This window comes from Trinickia mobilis, assembly GCF_017315705.1.
GTDB lineage: Bacteria > Pseudomonadota > Gammaproteobacteria > Burkholderiales > Burkholderiaceae > Trinickia_A > Trinickia_A mobilis.
The window spans coordinates 45,630-69,941 of the sequence record NZ_JAFLRF010000013.1 but is presented as its reverse complement, the minus strand read 5'-3'; the positions used below and the strand labels follow the sequence as shown (position 1 = coordinate 69,941).

Below are 24,312 nucleotides of genomic sequence, written 5' to 3'. Positions count from 1 at the left end.
TAGCCGAGGTAGATGCCGACCATCATGTGCAGCGGCGGCCATTTCTTCCACCGCTTCCAGATGGCCTTCAGTTGAATCAGGGTGACGTGGTCATCGATGTATTCCCACGTCCACTGGTAGGTGCGGCACAGATCGTCGTAGACCTCATCCCAATCTATGCCGCCGGCGTTTCCCCCGGCGCGTCGTCCTTCTTCGTCTCAAAGCCGGACGCGGACTGGATCGTCTGCATGACGCTCGACAGATTGCGCATGTCGAGCCACTGATCGAGGAACTCCATGTCGAGATCCGGATGGTTGCGCTGCAGCGTCTCGAGGATGAACTGCATCGATACGTCGAAGCGCGCCGGATCGCCGACAGGGTGATCCCTGTATCCGGCCATCTGGCGCTTGACCGCGCCGATCGTCGCGGGCGCGACCGTGAATTCTCGGTCTCCGATTGTGAGTTTCGGTCCGTCGATCATCGTCATACCTGTTTGGTTTGCGCGGTGCGCACGCGGACCAGCTTCGCGAGCGCAGGTGCGTCGAGATCCAGCGTCTCGAGGATGGGAAGGAGTGTCTTGCGGTTCTGGAGCGCGTCGATCGGCTTCTGGCACGCGAGATACGGCATCGCCTCGAACACCTGATGGCCGGCAAGCTTCAAGCCGACCTCGTCGAACATGTCCTTTGCGTGCTCCTCGCTGATGCCGAGATCGCGTGCCACCTTTTCAGGCGGCACGCCGCAGGCCACGTTTTGATACACGAGCTTGCGAAGATCCATTAGTTCACCTCGGCCAGACTGAGCGTGCACAGCGTGTTCGATGCATCGCAGTAGCAAGCGAAGTCGAGCTCCGGCTGCATGAAGTCTTCCAACTTCGTCGCCATGGACAGCTTGCTCGACGTCGCCGCGTTCATCGACAGCGTCAGCTGCTGCGACACACCCGCCGGGTTCGTGTAGATCTGCTTGAGCACCGGCTTGAACTGCGGCGCCACGCCAAGCAGCGGGTTGCCGACCGTGATCGTCTGGCCCGTGGCGGCGACCGTGTACTCGTAGCTGATCAGCACGCCCAGACCCGTATCCGCCGCGGCGAACGTGTAGACACCAGCAGCCACCGAATACTGGCCGGTAGCCGGCGCCGCTGCCACGCGCGTGAGCGGGATACCGGTCAACGTGTAGCGCACGCCGAGATCGACGGTCCAGGTTGCCGAGTTGGCGACAGTGACCTGGTACGGCGTACCGGGAATCGTGCCGGCTTCGTTATCCGAAACGTTGATCTGGCCCGTCGCCGACGTGCCGCCGAAGAACAGATCGTTCAGCAAGCGACCCTGCATCTGCGCAAACTTGGCCTTCCCGGTCACCTTGACGGTGCCGCGCGCGACGGTCAGCGGAAATGTGTATTGCCCGTACAGTTCCTTCACCGTTGCCGAGAAGTCCAACTGCACGTCCTGCAAGCCGCCAAAGCGCGACGGCGTCGGATTCGCGACGGACGCGGTGCCCCAAAGAGCACCGGAACCGAATGCATACTGACCCATGATTGATGCCCCTTAGAGTGCTGCCACGCGCCGCTTCAGTTCTTCTTTGGCGGACTGGCAGTAGTTGAAAATCTCGGTGTCGCGCGAGGTGATCGCGTTGTGGAAGTGATCGACGAACCACTGGTCGATCAGAGCCAGCATCGGGTTCGGTGCGGCGTGAGCAACGGGCGCGACTTCGCCCGCCGCCGTTTCCGGCAGCGTCTTCGTGTCTTCCATGGGAAACCTCAGTGGTTGGCGAGGATGCGGACCGGGATGATCGCGATCGCCTGCGGGCCGAGAACGCCCTCGTCGGTTATCGTTTCGCCCTCGATCCAGCAATGGGAAACCGTGCCGCCGAGCGTCTGGACGCCGTTGACATCCGGCGCTAGCGCGGCCTCGATCGCGTCCATGAACTGGTTAAGCTGCGTCGCCGGCACGACGTTCATGTCGTTGCCGGAATAGACGTAGAGATAGACATTGACCTCAAGGATGACCTTCGCCGGAAGGCCCTTGCGCGGCTCCTGCCGTTCCTTCACCTGCGCCTGGAATATCGCAGGCTGGTTCGGCGGTTGAACGTCCGACCAGAGCTCGAGGCGGCGCGAGAACGTGTTGACGCCGGTGATCGTTTGCAGCTTCGCGAACAGCGCCTGATAGATCGGTTCTCGCGTCATAGCTTGCTGGCCTCGGTCACTACCTCACGGATGCCCTGCGTGATCTGGTCGCTCATGTCGGCCAGCGCCGAGCGCAGGAACGACTTTTCCGGCAGGTTCATCTTCATCGAGTACGACCCGACATTGACCTGCACCGGATCCTTCAGCTGCTTGCCGAAGGCCTGCGTGATGGTGCGCAGGTGCGCCTTGACCGTCACGGTGCCCTGGAAGCCATATTCGTGCGGCTTCGCATAGACGACGTTCGTGCTGACGACGCCGAGGATGTCGTCGCCAGTGGAAACCATGGCCTGGTCGATCGAGCGCTGCAGACGGCCGGTGCGCACGTTCAGCACCTGTCCTTGCAGCTTGTCGGCCACGACCTTGCGCTGCAGCTGGATCGTCAGCCGCTGGATCTTTTGTTCGAGTGCGGTCCGCACGCGCGGCGTGATGGCGCGCAGCTGCGCGACGACCTTGTCGGCACCAGTGACCTTGGCTTCGATCATACGGGCACGACCTTACGGTAGTTCTGCAGGATCGTCTTCACGCTGTCAGGCATGTCCTTGACGATGAACGAGACGGTCTCGCCCTGAATGGACTTGCTCTGCTGACCGATGCGCGTGCGCTCGGTATAGCGCAGCGCGATCAGCTCGATCACTGCCTGCTCGAGCTCGGGCGGCGTGACTGCGAAGCCAGCCGTGTAAGCGATCTGGATACCCAGCGGCGGCCACTTCGGAAATTGGTTCGGTGCGCTGTTCGGGAAGTACGGACCGAAGCCGACATTGCCGATCAGATAGATGAACCGGTCGTCGAACACGTAGCCGGCCTGCACGCCGTCGGGGGACGGCGCGACGCTGAAGCCACCGACGGTCAGCGAACTCACTGCGGTGCATGGATAGTTCGCAAGCGCCATCGTGTTCGAACCGCTGCCGGTGCGTTTTTCTGTGTAGGGCGCCGAGGCGATCGTGCGGTTCAGCCACGTCTGGATGTACTGGCTGTACGAGGTGATGATCCGCGTCAGGATCGCGTCATCGATAGCCGTGCCGCTCCCCAGCCATGACTTGACGTTTGCCAGAGTGGTGAGATCGCCGGCGGCCACGCTATGCCCCTGCTCCGCTGGTCTGTTCGCCCGATACTTCGTCGGCAGCAGCGGCAGCTTCAGGCGTGCCGTCCGCAGCGATCAGCCCATGTGCTGCTGCCACGTCGACGGGGAAGCCGTCGGGCAACGTGACGAAACCTTTCTTGTCGGCCTTGTACGACTGGCCGCCCGTTGAGAATCCGCCGAAGTTTGCCGGCGCTTTGAACTTTGCCATTTGCGTCTCCGCTCAATGAAAAAAGGCCCCGACCGAAGCCGGGGCCAATCGCTGCTGCCTCTCGCAAAAACCGCTTAGCCGTTGCCGATGTTCGTGATGATGGCCATCGCGAACGGCGCATACACCGCCAGCACTTCTTCCGCGTAGACACCCGATTCCCACATGCGCTTCGTGAGCGGGTAGTCCAGCTGGTAGTAGTCGTTGCGGCAGTGGACCTCCGCAACGTTGCCGACGTTGTTGTTCTGATACCAGAGCGGGAGCTCTTCGCACCATGCGACGATCGTGCCCGGCGGCACCTTCGGGTGCAGCATGACCGGGATCATCTGGCCACCCTGAGCCGTGAACGGGTTGAAGTAGAACGTGATCGTGCCGTTCGCGACCAGGCCGTACGGCTGCTTCCCGTCGGCCGGCAGGTCGTAACGAAGCAGCGGGCCGCTGTTGTTCGTCAGGACCTTCGTGGTCATGTTCTTCAGCTCTTGCGAGTTGACGTACAGGACCGTTGCGCCGAGCTGGAAGTTGTCCCACATCGTCTTCAACATCGTGTCGATCTCGTTGATCGAACCACGACCCGAAGCCGTAAGCGGCGTGCCGGTACCGGCGGTGCCGGTCGGCTGCGACACGTAGTAGGCGCTGTTCGCCGGCTTCATGGCGGTCGTCATCAGACCGTCGAAGCCAAGCGCGTTGGTCGACATGTCGCCAGTGATCGCCGAGACAGCCTGCCCGGCGCCAAGCGGTGCCGAGAACGTTGCGCTGTTGATCGTGGTGATCGCCTGCAGCGTTTCCGCACCGGCGGTACCGACGTACCAGGCGTAGGCGATCGCGCCCGTGACGTTCGCTTCCGTGGCCGACAGCGTCTGGCCGAGCGTGATCACCTGCGTGTTGTTGGCCGACTTCATCGACGAGCCACCGTTCAGGACGTAGGTCTGACCGTCCGCGCCGGTAATCGTCTTCTGCGTCGCGACGCCGTTGGCGACCGAGCTGTTGATGAAGCCTTCGAGCGTGAGCGCCACGACGATCACGCTGTAGGTGGCAGCCGGCAGCGTCGCGCCGGCACCAGCGGCCGACAGCGTGGGCGCCGACGGCGTGCCGAGCTGCAGCGAGGTGTTGCCGCCGAGGATGGCGTTCTCTTCCTTCAGCATCGTCTTCTGGAGGAGACGAGTCGCCATCGTCGCGCGCACGTTTTCGAAGCCTTCACCGGCGTGTTCGGCTTCGAACGTCACCGCGTCTTCTTCACCGATCGTCACGTAGTTCGCCGCGACCGCTGCGGTGTTGTACGACATGCGCCCGGAGCGCTGACCTTCCGGAATCCATGGCGACGAATCGTAGCCGGAGCCGACGATCGACTTCACCGTGCGCCAGTTCGTGGCGACGCCGCCGTTGCCCTTGACCCGCGGGATCTTGTTCCGTAGAGGCGTGACGACCGGGTAGAGGTTCTTGGCCGGCGCCTGCAGATCGTAGGCCACCAACTGGTTGCTGGTGGTGATCGTCTTGTTCAGGGCGTATTGCCCCTTGATCAGCTCCAGCGTCTCTGCAACTGTTTGACCGTTCATTTTTCTGCTCCGCAAATAGAAAAGGGCCGCGCAATGGCGGCCCTTCTGGCGTGTGACGGGTTGCTGACCTAAGTCAGCGGGTTAGAGGTGGATGGGAGACTGCTGGAGTGGATCAACCGCGCTGGACGACGACGCCGCCCATGCGCCGGGCTTTCTTGATGGCTGTTGCCGTCTCGTCGATCGTGCCATCCGCTTTCCGGACAGGTTCGACTTCTTCGACAGCGGCCGGATCTGCATTCACGATCAGGTCGTGGCTCTTCTCGATCGCGCGCAGCGCGCCCTTCGGCACGGCCGGCTCGACCTTCATCTTCTCGATCAGCGCCGCCTGCTCGTCGGCTTTCTTTTGCAGGGTGTCGCGCTCGACGGTCAGTTCGTCGTGCTTCTTCTGGAGCGCGTCGCGCTGCTCGGTCAGTTCAGTCTTCGACTTCGCGAGCTCGTCGCGCTCGTCGGCGACCTTGACCAGCGCTTCGTTCGCCGCGGCCAGGTCACCGGTGAGCTTTTTCAGGGACTCGTCAGCCGTGGTCAGCTTCTTCAGCGTCTCGGCGTGCGCCGCCTTGTCGGCATCCGCGCTGGCGTAGTTGTCAGGATTGCAGCCCGCACCGAGCTCGGCCAGGAGATCGTGCGCGTCCTGCACGCGCTGCTGGTCGGCCTTCGAGTTACGCGCGCCGACTTTATGCAGGAACTCCTTGCGCTCGCCGCCGGCGGCCACCGCTTCCTTCTCAAGGCCTTCGGCCATCGCCGCCCACCCGCAGTAGTAGTAGTCGGGCATGCAGACCACGCCGTCACCGTCGACCATTTCCTCGACCTCTTCGGCGACCATCGCGGACAGCAGATCACCGCCTTGTTTGAGCCACGCCTTTAGTTCGTCAGGCATCGTCGAATCGTCGCCTTCGCGTGCCTCTTCAGCAGCGCTTCCTTGCTGCAAAGACAGCACGGAGCTCAACAGGTAGGCGAACGAGCCAACCCGGTCCATGCCCTTGTGCAGTGCGAGGAAGCCGACCTTGCGCAGGTTGTCCGAGGAGAGCACGACTTTCTTGCCAGCCTTCGTCAGCACCGGCTGGACGGTCTTGTCCGCGGCTTCGGTCGACTCCGGGGGGCCGTCCTTGTCGATCTCCTTCTTCCAGGCGGCGATGATCCGGTCCTTGATCGTCTTCAGTTCGCTCGCGCTGTACTCGTCGGCGTTTTTCTCCTGGTGGATGTAGTTCCAGGCGGCGCGGATGTGTTCGGTCGTGTCGATCGGGTATTTCTTGTTCTTTTCGTCGGCATAGGCCACGTCGCCGTACTCGCCCTTCGGGTTGCCGTCGTCGTTGCCGGTGTCCTTCTTCGCCTTGGCCAGGCGGATCGCCTCGAGCATCTCGGCCATCGTCAGCACGCCGCTCTTGGCGAGCTCGGCAACCTCGTCGGAGAACGAGTCGGCGGTCACCTCGGCCGGCTTGAACGCCTTCTGCATCACCGAGCCGTCGGCCTTCTGGATGTCGAAGAACGACGCGGTCGGCACACACGGCAGGTCGACGATCGACAGCTCGCACGGATCGGCGGTGAACCGGCGCGCCTTCGCTTCGGTGTCGGTCCACGTCTTGTGGTACGAGCCGCCGATCGAGAAGCCGGTGTAGACGCCTTCCAGCACCTTGTTCCACTCGGCGTCGTCGACGATCTTGGCGCACACATCGATGGCCTTTGCATCGTCGAGGAAGTCGATCGCGGTCAGCTTGCCGGCCGCGACGTTGCCGTGCATCGCACGCACGTTGCCGAGCGACTTGCCGTCCGTCGCCTTGGCGATCTCGCCGGACCACTTCTCGAAGAACGGCTTGCTGGACGCGTAGTCCATGATCTCGCCGGCGCGGTCGACGACTTCTTCCGTCGCGCGGCCGTACACCAGTCGCTTTTCCTCGTCGACCTTCGTCAGTCGCGCAAACAGTTTCATCGTCATCACAGGCTCCTATTCACCGGCGTCGCCGGAATCATTGGTTTCGTCGGACAGCACAGGAAGAACGTTGCAGCGGCAGTTCGGGTGCGCAGGTGCACCATCGCTGCCGTCCGAGAACGGCTCGTCGAGGTCGACGATCTCGCCGTCGAGGTCCTGGCACTCGTCGCAGCAGTCAGGCGCCGCGATCCACTCTTTCTTGTCGACCACGCCGCTCGCCGCCCAGCCCGCGATATTCCCGTTCACGTCGGCCATCGCCGATTCAGTCCGGGCGATCGTCTCAGCGCGCGCCTCTGAGAAGGCAGATCCGTCCTGCAAGGCCTCGGCCAGCTGATCGGTCGACCAGCCTTCCGCCTCGGCCTGCGTGACCGTGCTGCGGACGTAGTCGCGCGTGCCCTCGGTGATCTGCCAGCGCGCATCAGGATTCGGAACCATCTCGCCGTCGACGATCTTCATGCCGACCATCTCGGCGGCACGCGACTGCGCGTACTCGGTGGCGCGCTGGCTCATCAACTTCACGACGTCGTCATCGAAGACGCCAAGCTGCTTCAGCGCATCCTTGCCGCCGGCGACAGCGACGCCGGCCAGCGCGTCCTGTAGAAGCGGCGGCAGCGCCTGCCAGTCCTCGAAGTCGAGGTTGGCGATCGCCTCGTCGATCTTCTTCTTCGGATCGTCCTCGGCCTTCGACAGACCAAGCGACGCGGCCAGCTGCTGCGCGATCTTCGGCGCCTGGCCAGCAAGGAACTTGGCGATCACCGGCTTCAGCACCTTCGTGCCAGCCGCTGCCCACTTGCTGTGCGGATCAGTACCGGTCACGCGGGACTTTTTTTTTTCGAGGTGCGCGTGAGCGTGCTTAGCAGAAGCCGCCGGTTCGCCTTTCGGATCTTCGCCCGCAGGCTTGTCGCCGGGCGGCGCGCCATTCGGTTCCCCTGCTGCGCCTTGCGGTGGTTGCTGGGACGGATGCGTGCCGTTCGCGATCACGGCGGCTGTCGCGGCGTTCTGCTTTTTCTCTTCTTCCTGCTGCTTGTCGAAGTCCATGATCGACACGGGACCGGTCGCGGTGTAGACCGCATTGCCCATGCCGATCGGTGTTGTGCCGTCGTCCTGACGTGCTTCGTCGACAGACAGCGTGCCGTTCTTGATCTTGATGTCCTGGATCTGGACCGCGACCAGCGGATCCATCGACTCTTCCTGATCCCAATCGAATTCGAGATCAGTGAAGCCGAAGTACTTCCAGATGATGTAATTCAGCAGGTTGCGCACCCAGTTCATGCGCGGCAGCAAGCCTTCCTGCGCGGCTTCTTCCTGGGCGTTCTGAGCCGTGGCGCGGTTCACTGCTTTGATAAACGGCGTCGGCTGCGTGCTGAACGCGTAACAGATGACGCGCGCGAGCCACTCGTCGTACTCGTCTTTCAGCGCAAGCGGCTTCGTGTCGTGCGGCGCAATGCCGCCTGGAATGAAGCGGCCCTGCTTCTTCGACTGGCCGGCCGTCAGCGAATCCCACCACGTCTGGAACTGCTTGATCTGGTCTGGCTGCCACGTGTCCGGCACGCCGAACAGCAGGTCGGGCACATTGCCTTCGGTGTAGTACGACAGCTGGTTCAGCGCGCGGCGGATTGAGATGTTCACCGTCATCAAGATCTGCTCGACCGGGCTGTAGCCGTAGATCTTGTTCGTGCGCACGTTGCGCGGGCGATAGATCAGCTCGTCGCGCGTGTAGTCGACGGCCTGCATTCCCTTCAGGATCTGCTGATAAGCAGGATCAGGCGGCAGCGGCGTGCGGCCGTTCGGCTGAATGAAGCGCTTGATCGTCGCGCCGTCCATCGGCTCGAAGCCATACCAGTCGGCGACGGTGCCAGACGGCATCACATCGCCACCCTTCGTCTTCAGCGGGTAGAGCGTCGGCGCGTCGATGACGAACAGATCCTCGAGCAGCATGCGCAGCCACTCGTCCCACGTGTGTTCCTTGTCCGGCATCGCGAAGAAGTCGGTCAACTGCTTGCACCGGTCGTCCGGCTGCTTCTTCTCGTCCTTCGGTTTGATCTTCCACTTCAGCTTGGCGAGGTTGTCCTTCTCGTTCTCGATCACCAGGCGAAGGATGTCGCAGTTGTCAGCCAGCGACCGAAGCTGCTCGAACGTGACCGCCTCGTTCGTCCGAGGACGCGGCACGAGGTTGACGTTGACCGGGAAGTCGAACTGCCGCCCGCGCGCCTGGTCCTGGGGACGATCGGCAAGCGGCGCGAGTCCCGGGCCCGGCGACATCCATGCGGTGTCGGTGCCCCTGACGACGTACGTCACGCCCGAGTAGCCATAGTTCGGCCGCTGACCCGACGCCGCCTGGACCGCGCTGCTGCCGATCGGGGTTTTCGTGCCGCCTGATGGCATGGGTCAAGCTCCGGGAATATTTCTGGGAATAATTTGCAGCGTGTTCTGTCGTTACGACGACGTGCCGGATTGCGTATGGCGCCACGTCGCGCCGTCCCAGATCACCTCAAAGCCGACCGTCGTGTCCTGGTAGCGCGTGTTGAGCGGGGGATTCTTCGGGCGGCCGGACGTCGGGCCGGTCGCAACACCGAGATTGGCGCTCGCCAGGATCCAGCCGTTCGCGCACAGGATCTGCGCGTCGAAGTCAGGCACCGAGAGCGGCGTGCCGGGCGTGGTCGAATAGGTGCGACCGTTCACCTTCAGCGATTGCGGGCCGACGGCCGGCGCGTGCACGAGTACGTTTGCCATGTCCTGCTCCTATTGAGGTTGCGTAGCGGCTTTCTTCGCGGCTTCGGCAGCTGCAGCTTCGTTGCTCATCCACGAGAACAGACCCAGGCCAGTTGTGTCGCTCAGGTCGGTGATCGCCCATACCAGCGCGTCCATGCGGTCTGGCGACTTCGTAGACGTGATCGGGTTGAAGTCGCACATCTGGTCTTCGAGCTTCGAGAACGTGCCGACGTGATGAACGCGCCCCTGTTCGTACAACGCGCTGACAGGTTCGGCGCGAATCAGCTTACCGCGCGTCGCGGTGACCTTTCGGTAAGCGACGTTTGTATCGACCGTCCGGATGACTGTCTCAACTAGATCGCCGCCGTTGTTCACTTCCGCGACGATCCGATCGGCCTTGCGGTCGTGGTATGCCTTCACGCCAGCACGCGCCCACTCGCTCGGCTTGGCGATCAGTGAAACGTCGTCTAGCACGTAGTAGTGCTGGTCGGTACCGAGACCCGCGATCACGATCCCGCTTTCGTCGCTGTCTTCGTTGCTCGTGACAGCCGGGTCGATGGCTACCACGACGCGCAGCAATGGAGGCGCTACCTTGACGCGGGCGGCGTCAATCTGCGATAGCGTCCACAGCGCGTTCGGGTTGTCCTCTAGCAGCTCGGCGTTCAGCTCCTGACGCCCGAGGCGAGTGCCCTCATACTTGGTGATGATCTGCTTGAAGAACGACGGTGCCAGATTCTGCTGGTTGTCGTACGTCGAGCCGCGCGTGACGACGGTGCCGTCGGCCTTGACAAGTTCGCGGATCAGCTTCGTCGGGCGTGGTGTGGTGGTAACCACCGCCTGCGGGTTGTCGCCCAGGCGCAGACCGAACATCGCCTGATCCCACGCTTCCGGGTAACGCCACGAGCCGAGTTCGTCGGCCCACAGCTTCATGTGCTGCTTGCCGCGTAGACGCTCCGGTTCGTCAGCCGTGAAGATCAGGCTGACCGCGCCATTCGGCCACAGCAGTTTGCGCTCGCTCTTCTTATATAGAGGGCGCTCACCCTGCGGGCAGACAGCGAGAATTCCGCTCTCGCCCTCGATCATGATGTCGCGGGCGTCGTCGCTAGTCGCGCCGATCAGGTTGCAGAACTGGTAACGCTTGACCTGCTGGCGGATCCACTCGGCACCGGTGCGCGTCTTGCCGAACCCGCGCCCGGCCAGGATCAGCCAGACATACCAGTCGCCGTCAGGCGCAAGCTGATTAGGTCGTGCTATTCGGTACCAGTCCCGCCGACGCCTCTCCAGCTCCGCCATCGCCAGCTCCGCCGCTAGTTGCGGCGAGCTTGAGAGCAATTGAAGCAATGGATTGGAGTTCATCGTCGGAGAGTTGCGACAGGTCAGCTGGCACAGGTTGAGTCTTGACCGTTCCGCTCAACTCGATCTTTTCCTTGAACAGGCCAAGGTGACGACCCAGCATGTCGAGCGCGCGGAGCTTGTCGTTCAGCTTCACCTTCAGCGTGCGACCGTTCTCGGTGAAGCTTTCAGAAACCTCACCGATGATCGCCGCGTCGTCTTCCGACAGCTGATCGCACGCTACGAGGTCGACGCCTTTCGGTCCCCAAGTCATCACCTTGCGCGGATCAGCCAGCGCAATGCGGGCGATTTCGCGCAGCACTTTGTCCTGCGTGATCTGAGTGCGCGCCTCGCGATCTTTCATGCGGGCAGCGATCGCTTCGGCGACTAAAGTTTTCCCTAGCAGTTGCGTGGCGATCTTGTCGGCCGTCTTAGCGCTGTAGCCCGCACGGATGGCCGCTTGGGTCGCGTTGAGGTCGACCAGATATTCCTCGACGAAAACTGCCTGCTTTTTCGTGAGTTTCTTCATGGTGACCACACACTTTTATGTGTTTTCAGCACCTATTGCGGCTGGAAACAGAGTGAAGGGGGAAGGGTTTCGATGGGATCAGGGATTGACCGGCTTCCAGCGCACGCCGCCGTCGTCCGTGAATTCGAACGACAGGCCTAGATGCTGCTCGATCGTCGCGCGATCCTCTGGTGAGGCGTCCTGCAGATGGACGGTGTAGAACTTGCCGTGCGTCGTGGCGGCGGCGGTCGAGTACCGCACCCACCGTTCGCGATCAGGAAGACGCTCGCCGGTGCGCTGGTCGTACTGAGGTTCCAACACAGATTCCCAGCCCTCTCCATCGGGTTTGAAATTGGCCGAAGAACGGATTTCGCGCATACCTTCATGCGGATTCGGGATGCCGTCGAAATACGCTTTGTGCGGCCAGCCGTACTTGAAGTCGGCCCAATGGCCCCTCGCGCCAGCGCGGATCGCCGCGGCGACGTCGGCCGGATGCATGGAACCGCAGTAGCCGCAGCTGCGGAGTCTCCCCACCGAATGACCACCTTCGATGTCTGGCGCCTGCGCATCGTGCCACGGCACCAGGCCATCCGGGTAGCTCGACTGGCCGTAGTGGTTCATGTCGTGCTTATGCGCGATGCTTTTCGACTCGTCCATTGTGATATCCAAGCAAGAACGTTTCTTTCAGCCCGCGCGGGCACCGAGTAGTTCTCGCTCGACGCGCGGCGGGGCTGGAGAATAAAAAAGCCCGCGACCTTTCGGGAGCGGGCGAATCTCGGTCTTTCGACCTGAGAGGAGACTCGGTTACAGCAGATTCTTCAGGTCGGCGAGGATGGCTTTCGCTTCATCCGTCAGGCCTTCCAGCGCCCCAGCACCAGCCGCGGCAGCATTTGCACCCGTGAGGTGGGTGTGAAGCCATGCCATCAGGTTGTGCTCTGCGGTGTTTGAAGACTGGTATGCACGTAAAGCTGCCGCTTCCACCCGTTTGAGCAGGGAGAGAGGCTCAGTCACAGTGGCTTCGACCTTATTCACCACCGCACCGGCTTCGCCAGCAACTTCGGCAACCTTGTCCGCGTCCGCGTCGACAGAGGCCAATGCTGCACCGGTAGCAGACTCCACGGGCGCAGTGCCGGCAGCATTTTGGAGTTCACCGGCTTCTGCTCCAGTCAGAGGCGAACCAGAGCTGGCCGCACTCGCATCGGAACTGGTCAAGTGGTCGTTCGAAGAGACTTCCTGGGCGCCGGAGCCAGACGCTTCGGTACCGGCGCCCATCGTTTTTCCATGCTCACCTGCTTCAACTTCCGGTTTTTCGCCGGGTTCTGCGTTCACATCGGACATTGCTGTCTCCAGTCGAATTGGGAATGTCCGTATCGCAGGCACTAGCGGCAGCTATCCGGCTGCGCGGTACGCGTCGGTGGCCAGTCCGAAGGCGATCTGCGGCGCCAACCGCCGCATGACTGGCCGAAATGCAAAAGCCCCGCTCGGCGCGAACCGGGCGGGGCTTCAGAGACAGCTTCGATAAATTAGCCGGAATCATAGGCATCTGTAACACGAAATGTCAAGGAATGTAATCTCAGGTCATGCTATGTCGTCTCACTAGTCGCCTCTTCGATTAGCCCGGTGCACTCGAAATAAGGCTTCAGACTATCGATCGCCTCATTCTCCAGCGAGTGGAGCCGTCCTTTGATCGTGTCATACGCGCGCTTGTAGGTCATATGGCTGGCACCGAACGAGGCGGCCAGATCACGGAAGCTGATTTCGCTGCGCTTGTGGCTCATGTAGTGCCGCGCGACGATGCAGTCCATCGCCTGGATGCTGATCGACGTGAATCCCGGAATCACCCATGCCGACAGGTTCTGGATCGCCTCTGACCGCTCTCGCAGGAAGAAAAACCGCTTAACGCCGTCTGGCAACCGTTCCTCGCCCATCTGACCGAACCGTGCCCAGATCGCCCACTGCTCGCGATCGGACAGCTTTGTCCGCACTGCGCTTTCCACCGCGGCGCACTGTGCGCGCACCTCGTCGGACGTCAAGCCGCCAAAGTTGACGGTGCTCGACCGCTCGCCGTAAAGCTGCTCCAGCCATGCGGCCTGCCGTCGATTCAAGGTGCCCAGCGATTCGATGATCTGGATCAGGGTTAGCCGGAACGCGTTCTTCTGACTCGGCTCGACCGACAGAATCAGGAACGCGACATGCAATGCCTGACGGGTATCTTTGAATACGGCGTCCATGTTTTTCCTTTTAGTCGCGCACTTTGATGTTTTCGTTGACGATTCGCCACATTGAAACAGCGCCGCGACAGCCGAGGCATTCAAGGATGTCTTGCATGAGCGGACGACTGCGCGACGGGGCTGGGGCACGGCAGTCGCAGCGCGGCAATCCTGCCGTTCCGCGCGGGTCGTATCTGACGTCCTCTTGATTTTTCAAGCTTTCTCCTCGTAGAGCGCGCAGCGCTCGCTGTCCTCGATCTTCTCTACCCCGTTCCGCATGTCCATCCGGCAGCCGATGCCGACCAGGGTCGGGCGGTTGTGTCGGCAGCCGGCGCACGTCAAAACCTCGCGTCGCTCATAGACCTCGGCCGGATCCTTGAACGTCCAGCGCCGGCCGTCCGTGTCTGGCCGCTTCATCAGTCCAACTCCATGCCTTGGTTTGCGGCCCAGACCTGCGTCCGCGTGATGAGATCGTTGAAGTCCCCGACCGAGATCTTTCCGCGCGCCGTCGACTTGCGCTGGCGCCGAATCTTCCCGCTTTCGCTCACCTTCTCGTCCATGCCGAGGAACTCCAGCACCAGCTTCTCGTGCCAGTACGCGACAGGGTGGAGTTCGCCGTCCTCATCAGGAATCTCATCCGCGATGCGCGGCAGCAGTACACCTTGCCAATAGGCGCGCTGGCCGTCGGTCGCGTCGTGCTCCTGGCTCGTGATGATCACGAGCAGCGGCTTGTCGCGATCGATGTAGGCCTGCGCGTGCGCTTTCACCACCTCGACGACGAACTGCCAGACGCCAGGCGTGCGCAGGACGAAAGCCTTGTAGAGCCGGTCACTCATTCGGCCGCTCCTTTCCTCTGAGCCGCTCGACAGCCTGCAGCAACCCGATTGCGAAGGCTCGGTGCCACGGCATCTTCTCGTCGGCATCCCGGCGCGCCACCGACGTTGCCTCGGCGATCAGCCAGTCCCATTCGGCATCCGTGTACTGTTCCATCTCAGACCTCGCACTTCCAGTCGGCCGGGATGCCAGACATCAGCCGCGCGAGGCAGCAGTCCTGCATGGCCTTGATGTTCTCTTCAGCCCGAAATCGGCTCGCAGCCTTCGGCTTTTCCTTCGGAGCTTCCGGTAGATCGTTGAAACGCCGGCCGGCTTTCTCGAGCATCTTCATCGCCCGGTCCAGCGCGCCAGTCTTGCGCCACTCGTCGAAACGGCGATACACCGTCGCTTGAGCCGGGTAACCGCGGTTATCCGGCAAGTTGTTCCAACCACACTTCAAGGTGAGAACATGCAGGACCGCATCGACGCAGACTCGCGAGTCCACGCGCGGGCGCCGCACTAGAAACGGTGCGTGTTCGAAGAAGCTCTCGACCTTCGCCCACTCGGCGTCGGATAGCGGCGTGTATCCTGGCTTCATGGCGCCTCCAGTGGCTCGGCGCGGTAGAACGCCACATGCATTCCCTCGCACGGCTGGACCGTTTCCCAGTCGAAGCCGTGCAACTGGCCCATCGCCTCCCAGAACTCCTGTGCGCGGGCGAACTTGTTCCAGGATGGCGTCTCGCCGTTGCGCACGACGAGGAGCGCCGGCGGGTTGCAGCATTCAGAGAACAGACCGTGTTCGGCCGGGCTCATCACGTAAAGCCGCTTCTTCATTTGACGGTCCTCAAAAGGCCGCGCTCGATCAGCGCGATGTAGGTTTTGGCGATCATTTCCAGTTCGAACGCGCGGCGCTCTTCCTTTCCCATGGCGCCACCCTGGTCGAGCATGGCGTGGCATCCACGGACGCCGGGCCGGTCGCAGCACAGCGCGGCGATGGCGGCATCGCTCGCCTTCAGGCCTTGGCCCTTGTCCGTGTTGCCGTGCGCGGCCTGCGTGTAGCGCTCGATGCCGCAGTTCATGCACGGCAGCGTCACGACGGCACGCCGCAGGTCCTCCGAGCGGAACGTGACCAGCTTGGGGATGCCGACGAGGCGCGCCGTCATGGTCTTCAGATCCGCGTGTAGCCGTCTTCAAATGCCTTGGCGGGCGAGTAAGACTTGTAGCCGTCCTCGTACACCACGTAGTAGCCGCCGACTTGCGGGTTGTGTTTCGTGACGTAGGAATCGGGCACTAGGAATGGCGCATAACCCTCATCCTCGGGCGTGATTTCAAACTCTCCGAGGATTCCATCGCCTTGGATTGACTTGATCTTCAGTGCCCAAACTTTTTTGTGACATACGTACTTCGGCATTTCAGCGCTTGCATCCATCACTCTCTCCTTTCGGTTGGAACGGGTTCAGAGACTTTCTTCAGCTTGCTCACGGACGCCGCCGGTACTTGAGCTTGCGAAGGCGGCGCATCTTCGACGTACGCGCGATCGGCAGCGGCGGGAAGATGATCCGCATCAGCGTGCGCTCGGCTTTCGGCGCGACGATCAGGCAAGTCGGCGCGATCGAGTGGCGGTTCCACATGTCGCACATCAGCCGATCGAGTTCAGAAACTTGGACGTTCGTGCTCACCAGGGCCATCCTTTTGCCGATGACGGCAGGAACTCGCGCAGCAGGTAGTGACCGCCGTGCGTCGGGATGCGCCAGCTGCGTAAGAGGCGTTCCGAGCCGACCGTCTCCTCGCAGTGGTCCGGCAGAGTGAACAATCCCTCATACAGCAAGACCGTCTGTTTCGGGTGCAGCGGCGCGCCGCCGTCCTTCGTGTAGATGACGTTCTCGCCGAGGTGGATGGTGAAGCTCATCCCTTCTCTCCTCGCGCCGCCGCGCAGCGCTGACACACTTCGAACTCGCCCGGGCTGCATCAGGCCGACTGCGCCGACTTCAAACCGCGTATGCCCGCACGCGGCGGCGACCGGCGTGATCAGCATCGGCACGCCGTCGATCGACACCGCGCGCGGCGCATCGCGCTTGAACCAGTGCGCGCGCCGCCCGAATGCCGGCAGCACCGCATAGCCTTCCGTCCACTGCAGCGGCACCGGAGCACCAGCGGCGATGTCGGAGACGCGGCCGTCGACGATGAGGCGTTCCATCAGGCAGCCTTCAGCTGCTCGACAGCAGCGCCGAACTGGTGACCAGCACTCAGGTGCGCGAGCGCCGCACGGCGTTCGCGGCGCCGACGGTTGATGTCGTCTTGGGTGACACGCCGCGGCCTGGGCGCGTTTTCACCGTCACCGAGCATCCACAGTTCGGTCCACAAATAAGCGCGCCCGGCCCGCTTCCAGCGAAGAACGTAGACCTGCTGATCCTCTCCGGTGCAGCGCGCTTTGAGCACGTCCGTAACGTTGCGCTGGCATCCTCCCGTCAACTCGGCGAGCTCTCGGGACGTCAGCGGCTTTCCCTTCTCAAGCTCGCGCCGGATCTGTTCCCATGCTGCGGAGAACTTCGAACGCACTGGAATCGGCCTGCGCCCCAAGCCCATCTGTATGGCGTGCCCGATCACCGATTGATACGAGCGATCGCCGAACATGTGCATCGCCTCTTTGATCGGCGTCTGCGTGGCCCACAGCTCGCGAAGCTGCTTTTCTTCTTGAACCGTCCAGAACCGGTATCCAGCGCGCTTTCCCATCACTTCGTCTCCACTTTCATCGCCAGGTTGAGGATCGCCAGCGCATCAGCCGTGTCGTCGGCGTCCGCCGACACCTTGAAGCCGCGGCGGCGCGCCTCGTCGATCATCTCGTCCTTGTTCGAGTTGCCGCGCCCGGTCCAGGCCTTCTTGATCTGGCCCACGCCCACGCCGACCAGGCGCACTCGGTTGATGTCGCAGAAGACCTGCAGCTGGGATTCGAATCCACCGTAGCAGTGCGCCGCCTGCGTGCCGGCGTGGTTCTTCACGTCCTCGTAGTAGATGGCGTGAAGCTCGCCGGCCGTGTTGTAGAGGCGCGCGAGCATCGCGCGGAATTTCAGCCACCGTTGACCGGGCCCGTCGTGCCGCTTCGGCGCGAACACAGAGGTGCCGTAGGTCATCGCGGCGCCGCGCGCGAGTGCCCAGCCGCAATAGGTTCCAAGGTCGAGCGCGAGGATATTGAGCGTCGGGTTGGCGCCCACATACTCGACGTCGAATTCGGTTACGAGATCAGTCATCTGAGAATCCCCTCGGCTTTGATGGCGGCGTACGCGGTGCAGGCATGTAGCCCATTGGCATGTCAGAGAAGCGCGCCTGCTCGTGCACGAACGACAGGTATGCAGTCCCGAGCGCGCCATTGCGCTGCTTGGCGATGATTGCCTCGGCGACGCCCTTGTCCGAGGTGTTCTCGTGATAGACCTCGTCGCGGTACAGCATCAGGATCGTGTCGGCGTCCTGTTCGAGCGCGCCTGAGTCGCGAAGGTCGGCCATGATCGGCCGCTTGTTAGGGCGCTGCTCGAGCGCGCGATTCAGCTGGGACAAGGCGATCACCGGCACGCCTAGCTGCTTCGCCAGCGCCTTCAGGCCTGCCGAGTAGCTACCGATGCGCAGGTCGTGGCGCTCGTCCGGTCCGCCGGTCATCAGCTGTAGGTAGTCCACGATGACCAGCTTCAGCCCGTACTTCCGCTTCACGGCACGGCTACGGCTCGCGATCTCAGGCATCGACAGCCCGGCGGTGTCGTCGATCAGCAGCGGCAGTTCGGAGACGATCTGGACGGCATGGGTGACCCTCGGCCAGTCCGCATCGGTCATGCGCGAGCCGTTTCGGATCACGTGCAGCGGGAGATCGCCGTGGCGCGAGAGCGCGCGCTGTATCAGCTGCTCTCCGGGCATTTCCAGCGAAAAGACCGCGACAGGCCCGTACTGCTCGGCCACGTGCTCACCGATCGCCATCGCCAGTCCCGTCTTGCCCATCGACGGTCGTCCGGCCACGATGACCAGTTCGCCGTCGTACAGACCGCCACCGAGCTTGAAGTCGAGCTCGCGCAGGCCGGTCGAGAGCGCTGTCGACGCTTCGCCGTGGTATTCGCGATCCATCCGTTCGACCACTGCAGTGAGAAGCGGGCCAACTTGCTTCATGCCCCCCGTGATCCCTTCCGACAGCGGCTCGAACTTCTCTTGCGCGTAGGCGATCAGCTCATCGACCGTCTTGCCATTTCGGGTGAACACCTCGGCAGAGACTTCGTCGGCCGCCGTGATCAGCTTCCGCATCTTGGCGCGGTCGATAACGATCTGCGCGTAGCGAAAGATGTTCGCGGCGCCCGGGGTGTTGCCGGTGATGGAGTTCAGGTACTTGAGGCCGCCGGTCTGATCGACATGCCCTGAAGCGCCCAGGCTTTCATAGACCGTCATCACGTCGGCCGCGCGGTTCGACATGATCAGCTTGGCGATCGAGTTGAAGATGAGGCGATGCTCGTAGCGGTAGAAGTGCTCGGCGCGCAGCTCGCCGATCCGGTCGATCGCCTCGTTATCGAGCATCAGCGCGCCGAGCACCGACTGCTCCATCTCGATGCTGTGCGGCGGCACGCGGACGCCGGAATCGTCATCAGGAAGTTCTCGCGCGTTCATTCGCAAAGTCCGTAGGAAGAGGAGCAGGCCGTCGGCTCAGTGGCATCAGCGAGCAGGTTGTACTGACGGCCACCGCGCGTGGTCTTCGCCCAGTCGACCACGCTCCAGATCGTCGATGACTGGCCGCGATGTCCTTTCGTGCCGAGGTGGAAGAACGAGACTGGCGATTCCGCGCGGCAGACGCTCGAGACGAGCCGCTCCCATTCGGCGATGCGCTCAATGTGCTCAGGGAAACGACGCGCGACTGCGGATAGCTCATCCTTCGAACAGTTGATGCAGGGCATGCACCCGACACGCGTCATGTCCTGGAGGTAGAGCGGGTTCGGCTTGATGCCAGCGTGCGCGTGCGCTTCGAAGACGTCTGCGACGTGCCAGCGGAGGATCGGCCGGTTGATGAACAGACCGCCGCCTACCACCTCGAAGCCCTTCACGCATGCTCCGGTGCCTTGCAGCCGCGTGCGGCGCGATTCACTTTCGTCGATGCGAACTCCCTGCCATGACCAGACCGCGTGACCTTCGTCGATGCGCTCAAGCGCGTATTCGGTCAGCGGCTCGGTCTTCAGGTACTGCGTGCAGAACTGGCGCTTCCGCGAAGGAAAGCCGCCTTTGAGCATGCAGAGATCAAGGTAGGGATTGCCGGTCGGATGCAGCAGTTCGAGCGCACGAGTAGCTGCCTCTTGCGTCCATGCGTATTTGAACTTCCGGCGCCCATAGACCGCCGACTCCGGCTCGCCCGCCGCGATACGCGCCAGGTTCCGACGCTTCACCTCGAACTCAGCGGAGAAATCCGCTCGCACGACGTCGACCGTGATGTCCAACGCGCGCGGCAGATATTCCAGCGCATATTCGTAGGTGATCTCGTGCTCGTTGCCGGTATCGGCAAAGACGAAGCGGCAGTTCTCGCGGCCGTGCATCTCGATTGCCAACAGCGCGGTCGTAGTGCTGTCCTTGCCGCCGGACATCGAAACGACGTGGAGGATCGGTCGATCTGTCACGCAGCCTCCCGGTGGTACTTGTTCTCGAGGATCTTGGTGAAGTTCGCCGCGTTCATCACCCAGTCGATGTCGGCCAGGAACGGCGGCTTACCGGGCTGTGGCTTCGCTTTGCCAGTCAGGAAGTCCGATTGCGCGCATACCGTGAAGAACTTGCGCCAGGCCACCATGCCAGCTTCGACGGTTTCATAGCCGAACGGTCGGCACTTCAGCTTCGCCGCCTCTTTCCACCGAGCGGCGATGTTCTTGCGCCGGGCGTCGCTAAGGTTCTTCACGCGGGGGTTGTCCGGCATGAGTTCGTGATAGGCGTCAACGATGCGTTGAGCGGGGCAAACCAAGGAAGGTGCAGGCACGTGGCCGAGCAGGTCGACAGGCGGCGCGACTTTGCCGCTGTCGACAGAGGCGTTAGCCTCTGTGTTTTTCTCCTGCTCCTGCTCCTGCTCCTGCTCCTGATTAAGGGAAGTCTTTCCGGAAGGCTTAACCGAAGCCTTTCCGGAAGGCTTAGAGAAAGCCCTATCGAAAGCCTTGGCGAAAGCCTCTCCAAGCCCACAGATATTGGCTCTCAACGATTCGTACGACTCGCGTTTCAGGTCGCACTCGGGGATCAATTCCCACTCGGAACCCCACGATGTGACGACGTTAGGCGACTCCGGACGGTTGCACGCAACAGCGTTCGGAATCCACACGACTTTGGCTTTCCAGTCGGCTTTCACGATGCCTTGCTGGAAGGCTTCCCGGAAGGCTTCGTCGAAGGCTTCGATGTCCCAGTTCAACTCTTCGGCCATCGCAGCGCGACCGATGCGGAAGATTCCCGGGATCGGTCCGGTATGCGGTCCAGTCAACAGATAGACCCAGAGACCCTGGCCGCACGGCGGGATCGGCGTCAGCTTGCAGAACTTCTCGTCGCCCCACATCCGCACTTCGATCTTGCGGAATCGGGCACGCTTCTCGGGTTTTACGGCTTCGCTCATGGCGGACCTTCAGTTACTCGGCTTGTTGCTTCACCACGTACGCGCGCAGCTTCACGATCGCGTCGCCTGCCATCCATTGCAGCGTCGCCAGCGTCCCAGTCGACGCCATGCGATGCAGCAGCTCCATCACCGCGGCGAGATCCGGGTCACGGATCGGGAAGGCGTCGCGCGTCGACACGATGCGACGCAGACGCTCGGCGATCACGCCCTCGTCGGCCGTCAGTGGCCGCACTTTCCGGTTGGCTGTCATGCGGGGTGCTCCTCGAAGTCGAACAGCGTGGGCATCGACATCTCGCGCTCCGCTGCCTTGAGGTAATGGACGCCGTCCATGAAATAGGCGGTGTTGAGCTCGCTGCCGGCGCCGCAGCGCCCTTTTAGGAGCGCCCGGTACGGTACGGTCATCAGGCCGGCGAACGGGTCATAGACCAGGTCGCCCGGGTTGCTGTAGCGCTCGATTAGGCGGTCGACGATGTCGAACTGCAGCGGGCAGACGTGCTGCTCGACCGCGCGGCGCTGCTGGTCGCCGTTGAGCGTGCGCATGCGGTTGACGTCGTGCCAGATATCGTCGCTATGGCTGCCGGGCGCCAGGCTCATGAAGGTCGACGGCAGCGCGCCGCGCTCGTCGAGCTCCTCGCCGATGCGCACGTGGAACTCGTGGTCGTAGACGTTCGCGAGGCTGTACTCGGTGAACATCTTGGCGAGCTTCGCGGGCCCGTAGCTGGCCATTTCCTCGGCGGTCAGGAGCCGGTTGCCGCTCGAGCGCCAGAACGCATGGGCGTCCGTCTGCCAGCGGGCCCGGGTGTAGGCCGCCTTGTCCTTCTTCACCGGCTCGTCGGCATAGCCGCGGCTGCGATCGGTCTGGGGCTTGCGGACCACCAGGACGTATTCCGGGCAGCCGACACCCATCTTCGTGCCGTCCTTGCACTGCTCCGACCAGCCCAGGCGGTACGTCTGGTTGTTCTCGCGCACGACGTCGGTGTTCACGACGATCATCGCCATCTTCACGAAGCCGTGCTTACGGAAGTGGAGCGAGGCCTCCTCGTGGAAATAGTCCATCGACGGCGCGCCGAGTCCGGTCACGTTCTGGAACAGCACGCGATCCTTGACGTGAAAGCAGGCGATGCGGCCCGGACGCAGGATCCGGAACAGTTCCGGCGTCAGGAAGTCCATCTGCTGCCAGAAATGCCCGTTGTTCTCGGTATGGCCGAAGTCGTTGTAGCTCGGCGAGTACTCGTAGTGGTTCGCGAACGGGATCGACGTCACGATCAGGTCGGTACCGTTCTCCGGCTGGCGGCGCGCCTCATCGACGCAGTCGTTATTCGCGACCGTGAAGTCCAGGCCGCTGACTTCGAGACGCTCGACGCCGATCGAGCGCACCAGCGCGTCGCGCATCGCAAGCTGGTTGAGTCCGTACTCGCGGATGATCGCTGTCATCTTCTCGCCCACCTTAATGTGCTGTTGCCACTTCACCTGCAGGTTGCGCACGACTTCGCGCTCGGCCTCGGTGTGGACGATGTCGATCCGCACGCGGTGCAACTGCTGGAAGCGCTGTACGCGGTGGATGGCTTGGATGAAGTCCCGGAATTTGAAGCCGACGCCAGCGAAAACCTCGCGGTGGCAATGGCGCTGGAAGTTGCAGCCAGCGCCAGCGATGATCGGTTTGGTCGACAGCACGCGGTAGGCGCCGTCGCTGAAGTCGGCAATGCGCTGCTCGCGCTCGTCGAGGTTTTGCGTACCCCAGACGCTGACCGCTTCAGGAATCGCAGCCTGCAGGGAATGGCGCTCGTCCTCGAGGTCGTGCCAGACAATGAAGTGGTCGTCCGGATCCGCAGTGACAATCTCGGCCGCCTTCGCTACGCGCGCCGCCATGGAGCCGCGCTTCTCGCTCGCCGCGGCGGACAGGCCCATCGCGATATCCGGAATCAGCAGACCCTGGCCCATCTTGTCCGCGCCGGCCGCCGCGTAGTCGCTCGCGACCTCGTGATAGCGGACGTCCATTTCCGGCAATGTGTATCCATCGTCGGAGTGGCCTAGATCGCTCGGGCGCTGGATGAATACTGCCCAGCTCGCGACCCACAGCCAGAACTCATGTTCCTTGTGCGGATAGAGCGTGAGGTTCCCGGCCTTCTCGCTGTCGCGTTGAAAGAAGCGCGTGAGCGCCTGGCCGCTATCCATGACGCCGAGGAACGCGGCGTAGTGGATCAGTTCCTTGTACCGGTTCGGGCTGGGCGTCGCCGAATTGACGAACTTGAACTCGACGCCGTCGAATAGCGGCAGGAACTCCTGGAAGGTCTTCGAGCCGTAGCTGCGCAGTACATCCGCCTCGTCCAGGCTCGCCGCGCGGTACCTCCGAGGATCGATCTTGCCCTCGCGCACCGACTCGTAGTTCGTCAGGTAGAGGGTGCGCTCGTCGCCAATTTCGCTGTCCGACCGGATGAACCGCGCATCGATCGCATAATCGTCACGAAAGCGCTGCTCGATCTCGCGGCGGAACTCCTGGCGCACGCCGAGCGGCATCACGTTCAGGCGCAGGCCAGGGCGATGCACGCCGATCAGGCGCATGCACTCCAGTTGCGTAGCCGTCTTGTGCAGCCCGAACGAGGCGAACACCGCGCGCCGGCCGCCCTGTAGCGCCCATCGCACGATGTCGCGCGTGTGCGGCTTCAGGTTTGGATTGATCTCTTCCGGTGATACATCGAAGCCATCGAAGTGCGCCATGCGCACCTTGGCTTCGAGGAACGCGCGATAGTCTGGCGCGCTCACGCGGCCTTCCCTTGCAGGAGTTGCCGCAGCAGCTTGTTCTCGCTCTCCAGCCGCTTGGCCTCGGCCTGCGCCTCCTTCGCCAAGCGCTCGGCCTCGGTCTGGATCATCATCAGCGTGCAGCCGACCTGAAACGCGACCCATTCGGGGTAGACGGTGTTCTTCACGATCCGGCAGAACTCGCCCACACGGTCGCCATCGAGCGTCGCGGTGCCCTTTTTCATGCGCGAGAAGTAGCCCGCGTCGATCGGCGGCGCGAACGCCATGTAGATTTCTTTGTCGTCGAGGCCCGACGTGTCGCACGCCAGCGTGAACGCAGCCCCAACGGTCTTTTTCTTCTGGATCATCTCGATCGGTACGGGCGTCATGTTTGGCGTCCTGATGAGTGCGAGTTCCTGCTGGTCAACAATCCGGCTCAATGTTTCTGACGGCACTTGACGAACCCCCAGCTGCGA

Annotated in this window: 34 protein-coding genes; all 34 read right to left on the bottom strand. The window is 62.6% G+C overall.

All coding sequences use genetic code 11. The features are described 5' to 3' along the window. Positions 1–154: 154 nt before the first annotated feature. The 34 genes from J3489_RS19530 to J3489_RS19365 all read right to left on the bottom strand — a co-directional run bounded on the left by J3489_RS19530 (position 155) and on the right by J3489_RS19365 (position 24,225). A complete protein-coding gene (locus tag J3489_RS19530; protein ID WP_207000746.1) occupies positions 155–466 on the bottom strand; it encodes a hypothetical protein in 312 nt (103 codons plus the stop codon). Continuing rightward, positions 463–756, bottom strand: a complete 294-nt coding sequence (locus J3489_RS19525; RefSeq protein WP_207000744.1) for a hypothetical protein — start codon at positions 754–756, stop codon at positions 463–465. Before J3489_RS19525 ends, J3489_RS19530 begins: the two co-directional genes overlap by 4 nt. Beyond that, complete coding sequence (locus J3489_RS19520) at positions 756–1,508, bottom strand: hypothetical protein (RefSeq protein ID WP_207000742.1); 753 nt, start codon at positions 1,506–1,508, stop codon at positions 756–758. Before J3489_RS19520 ends, J3489_RS19525 begins: the two co-directional genes overlap by 1 nt. A gap of 12 nt (positions 1,509–1,520) precedes the next feature. Continuing rightward, a complete protein-coding gene (locus tag J3489_RS19515; protein WP_207000741.1) occupies positions 1,521–1,724 on the bottom strand; it encodes a hypothetical protein in 204 nt (67 codons plus the stop codon). 8 nt (positions 1,725–1,732) lie between these two features. Beyond that, entirely contained in the window at positions 1,733–2,158 is a 426-nt protein-coding gene (locus tag J3489_RS19510) for a hypothetical protein (protein ID WP_207000739.1), read from the bottom strand. After that, positions 2,155–2,640, bottom strand: coding sequence for a hypothetical protein (locus J3489_RS19505; protein ID WP_207000738.1), 486 nt, complete (start codon positions 2,638–2,640; stop codon positions 2,155–2,157). The genes J3489_RS19510 and J3489_RS19505 overlap by 4 nt, the downstream gene beginning before the upstream one ends. After that, positions 2,637–3,233 carry a head-tail connector protein gene (locus J3489_RS19500; RefSeq protein WP_207000735.1) on the bottom strand — a complete coding sequence of 199 codons (597 nt, stop codon included), beginning with the start codon at positions 3,231–3,233 and terminating at the stop codon, positions 2,637–2,639. The genes J3489_RS19505 and J3489_RS19500 overlap by 4 nt, the downstream gene beginning before the upstream one ends. A gap of 1 nt (position 3,234) precedes the next feature. Continuing rightward, positions 3,235–3,447: a hypothetical protein gene (locus tag J3489_RS19495; RefSeq protein WP_207000733.1), complete on the bottom strand. Its 213-nt coding sequence runs from the start codon at positions 3,445–3,447 to the stop codon at positions 3,235–3,237. Positions 3,448–3,521: 74 nt separating this feature from the next. Further along, the gene (locus J3489_RS19490) at positions 3,522–4,997 is read right to left on the bottom strand and encodes a hypothetical protein (RefSeq protein ID WP_207000731.1); all 1,476 of its coding nucleotides are present in this window, start codon (positions 4,995–4,997) and stop codon (positions 3,522–3,524) included. Positions 4,998–5,109: 112 nt separating this feature from the next. Then, entirely contained in the window at positions 5,110–6,927 is a 1,818-nt protein-coding gene (locus J3489_RS19485; RefSeq protein ID WP_207000730.1) for a DUF6582 domain-containing protein, read from the bottom strand. 9 nt (positions 6,928–6,936) lie between these two features. Then, positions 6,937–9,306 (bottom strand): phage portal protein, encoded by a 2,370-nt coding sequence (locus tag J3489_RS19480; RefSeq protein ID WP_207000728.1) that lies wholly within the window; start codon positions 9,304–9,306, stop codon positions 6,937–6,939. Between the two features lie 51 nt (positions 9,307–9,357). Further along, the gene (locus tag J3489_RS19475; protein WP_207000726.1) at positions 9,358–9,654 is read right to left on the bottom strand and encodes a hypothetical protein; all 297 of its coding nucleotides are present in this window, start codon (positions 9,652–9,654) and stop codon (positions 9,358–9,360) included. 9 nt (positions 9,655–9,663) lie between these two features. Beyond that, positions 9,664–10,926, bottom strand: coding sequence for a DNA-packaging protein (locus tag J3489_RS19470; RefSeq protein ID WP_207000724.1), 1,263 nt, complete (start codon positions 10,924–10,926; stop codon positions 9,664–9,666). Continuing rightward, positions 10,874–11,494, bottom strand: coding sequence for a terminase small subunit (locus J3489_RS19465; RefSeq protein WP_207000721.1), 621 nt, complete (start codon positions 11,492–11,494; stop codon positions 10,874–10,876). The genes J3489_RS19470 and J3489_RS19465 overlap by 53 nt, the downstream gene beginning before the upstream one ends. A gap of 78 nt (positions 11,495–11,572) precedes the next feature. Further along, positions 11,573–12,130, bottom strand: a complete 558-nt coding sequence (locus J3489_RS19460) for a hypothetical protein (RefSeq protein WP_207000719.1) — start codon at positions 12,128–12,130, stop codon at positions 11,573–11,575. Positions 12,131–12,277: 147 nt separating this feature from the next. Further along, entirely contained in the window at positions 12,278–12,811 is a 534-nt protein-coding gene (locus J3489_RS19455; protein ID WP_207000717.1) for a hypothetical protein, read from the bottom strand. A gap of 245 nt (positions 12,812–13,056) precedes the next feature. After that, positions 13,057–13,704, bottom strand: a complete 648-nt coding sequence (locus tag J3489_RS19450; RefSeq protein ID WP_207000714.1) for a hypothetical protein — start codon at positions 13,702–13,704, stop codon at positions 13,057–13,059. A gap of 192 nt (positions 13,705–13,896) precedes the next feature. Beyond that, positions 13,897–14,100, bottom strand: a complete 204-nt coding sequence (locus tag J3489_RS19445; protein ID WP_207000712.1) for a hypothetical protein — start codon at positions 14,098–14,100, stop codon at positions 13,897–13,899. Continuing rightward, the gene (locus tag J3489_RS19440) at positions 14,100–14,519 is read right to left on the bottom strand and encodes a hypothetical protein (RefSeq protein ID WP_207000711.1); all 420 of its coding nucleotides are present in this window, start codon (positions 14,517–14,519) and stop codon (positions 14,100–14,102) included. The genes J3489_RS19445 and J3489_RS19440 overlap by 1 nt, the downstream gene beginning before the upstream one ends. Next, positions 14,512–14,673, bottom strand: coding sequence for a hypothetical protein (locus J3489_RS19435; protein ID WP_207000709.1), 162 nt, complete (start codon positions 14,671–14,673; stop codon positions 14,512–14,514). Before J3489_RS19435 ends, J3489_RS19440 begins: the two co-directional genes overlap by 8 nt. Before the next feature lies 1 nt (position 14,674). Next, positions 14,675–15,094 carry a transposase gene (locus J3489_RS19430; protein ID WP_207000707.1) on the bottom strand — a complete coding sequence of 140 codons (420 nt, stop codon included), beginning with the start codon at positions 15,092–15,094 and terminating at the stop codon, positions 14,675–14,677. Continuing rightward, the gene (locus J3489_RS19425; RefSeq protein ID WP_207000705.1) at positions 15,091–15,330 is read right to left on the bottom strand and encodes a hypothetical protein; all 240 of its coding nucleotides are present in this window, start codon (positions 15,328–15,330) and stop codon (positions 15,091–15,093) included. Before J3489_RS19425 ends, J3489_RS19430 begins: the two co-directional genes overlap by 4 nt. Continuing rightward, complete coding sequence (locus tag J3489_RS19420; RefSeq protein ID WP_207000703.1) at positions 15,327–15,659, bottom strand: hypothetical protein; 333 nt, start codon at positions 15,657–15,659, stop codon at positions 15,327–15,329. The genes J3489_RS19425 and J3489_RS19420 overlap by 4 nt, the downstream gene beginning before the upstream one ends. A 5-nt stretch (positions 15,660–15,664) precedes the next feature. Further along, positions 15,665–15,925, bottom strand: a complete 261-nt coding sequence (locus J3489_RS19415; protein WP_207000701.1) for a hypothetical protein — start codon at positions 15,923–15,925, stop codon at positions 15,665–15,667. A gap of 49 nt (positions 15,926–15,974) precedes the next feature. After that, positions 15,975–16,175, bottom strand: coding sequence for a hypothetical protein (locus J3489_RS19410; RefSeq protein ID WP_207000698.1), 201 nt, complete (start codon positions 16,173–16,175; stop codon positions 15,975–15,977). Continuing rightward, entirely contained in the window at positions 16,172–16,693 is a 522-nt protein-coding gene (locus J3489_RS19405) for a hypothetical protein (protein ID WP_207000697.1), read from the bottom strand. The genes J3489_RS19410 and J3489_RS19405 overlap by 4 nt, the downstream gene beginning before the upstream one ends. Next, positions 16,693–17,229: a hypothetical protein gene (locus J3489_RS19400; RefSeq protein WP_207000695.1), complete on the bottom strand. Its 537-nt coding sequence runs from the start codon at positions 17,227–17,229 to the stop codon at positions 16,693–16,695. The genes J3489_RS19405 and J3489_RS19400 overlap by 1 nt, the downstream gene beginning before the upstream one ends. Further along, positions 17,229–17,744 carry a polynucleotidyl transferase gene (locus J3489_RS19395; RefSeq protein ID WP_207000693.1) on the bottom strand — a complete coding sequence of 172 codons (516 nt, stop codon included), beginning with the start codon at positions 17,742–17,744 and terminating at the stop codon, positions 17,229–17,231. The genes J3489_RS19400 and J3489_RS19395 overlap by 1 nt, the downstream gene beginning before the upstream one ends. Further along, the gene (gene dnaB / locus J3489_RS19390) at positions 17,737–19,134 is read right to left on the bottom strand and encodes a replicative DNA helicase (RefSeq protein WP_207000690.1); all 1,398 of its coding nucleotides are present in this window, start codon (positions 19,132–19,134) and stop codon (positions 17,737–17,739) included. Before dnaB ends, J3489_RS19395 begins: the two co-directional genes overlap by 8 nt. Next, entirely contained in the window at positions 19,131–20,129 is a 999-nt protein-coding gene (locus tag J3489_RS19385) for a phosphoadenosine phosphosulfate reductase domain-containing protein (protein ID WP_207000688.1), read from the bottom strand. The genes dnaB and J3489_RS19385 overlap by 4 nt, the downstream gene beginning before the upstream one ends. Further along, the gene (locus J3489_RS19380; RefSeq protein WP_207000686.1) at positions 20,126–21,097 is read right to left on the bottom strand and encodes a hypothetical protein; all 972 of its coding nucleotides are present in this window, start codon (positions 21,095–21,097) and stop codon (positions 20,126–20,128) included. The genes J3489_RS19385 and J3489_RS19380 overlap by 4 nt, the downstream gene beginning before the upstream one ends. Positions 21,098–21,110: 13 nt before the next feature. After that, positions 21,111–21,347, bottom strand: coding sequence for a hypothetical protein (locus J3489_RS19375; protein ID WP_207000684.1), 237 nt, complete (start codon positions 21,345–21,347; stop codon positions 21,111–21,113). Further along, the gene (locus J3489_RS19370) at positions 21,344–23,860 is read right to left on the bottom strand and encodes a DNA methyltransferase (RefSeq protein WP_309491394.1); all 2,517 of its coding nucleotides are present in this window, start codon (positions 23,858–23,860) and stop codon (positions 21,344–21,346) included. Before J3489_RS19370 ends, J3489_RS19375 begins: the two co-directional genes overlap by 4 nt. Next, a complete protein-coding gene (locus tag J3489_RS19365) occupies positions 23,857–24,225 on the bottom strand; it encodes a transcriptional regulator (protein ID WP_207000683.1) in 369 nt (122 codons plus the stop codon). Before J3489_RS19365 ends, J3489_RS19370 begins: the two co-directional genes overlap by 4 nt. Positions 24,226–24,312 lie beyond the last annotated feature (87 nt).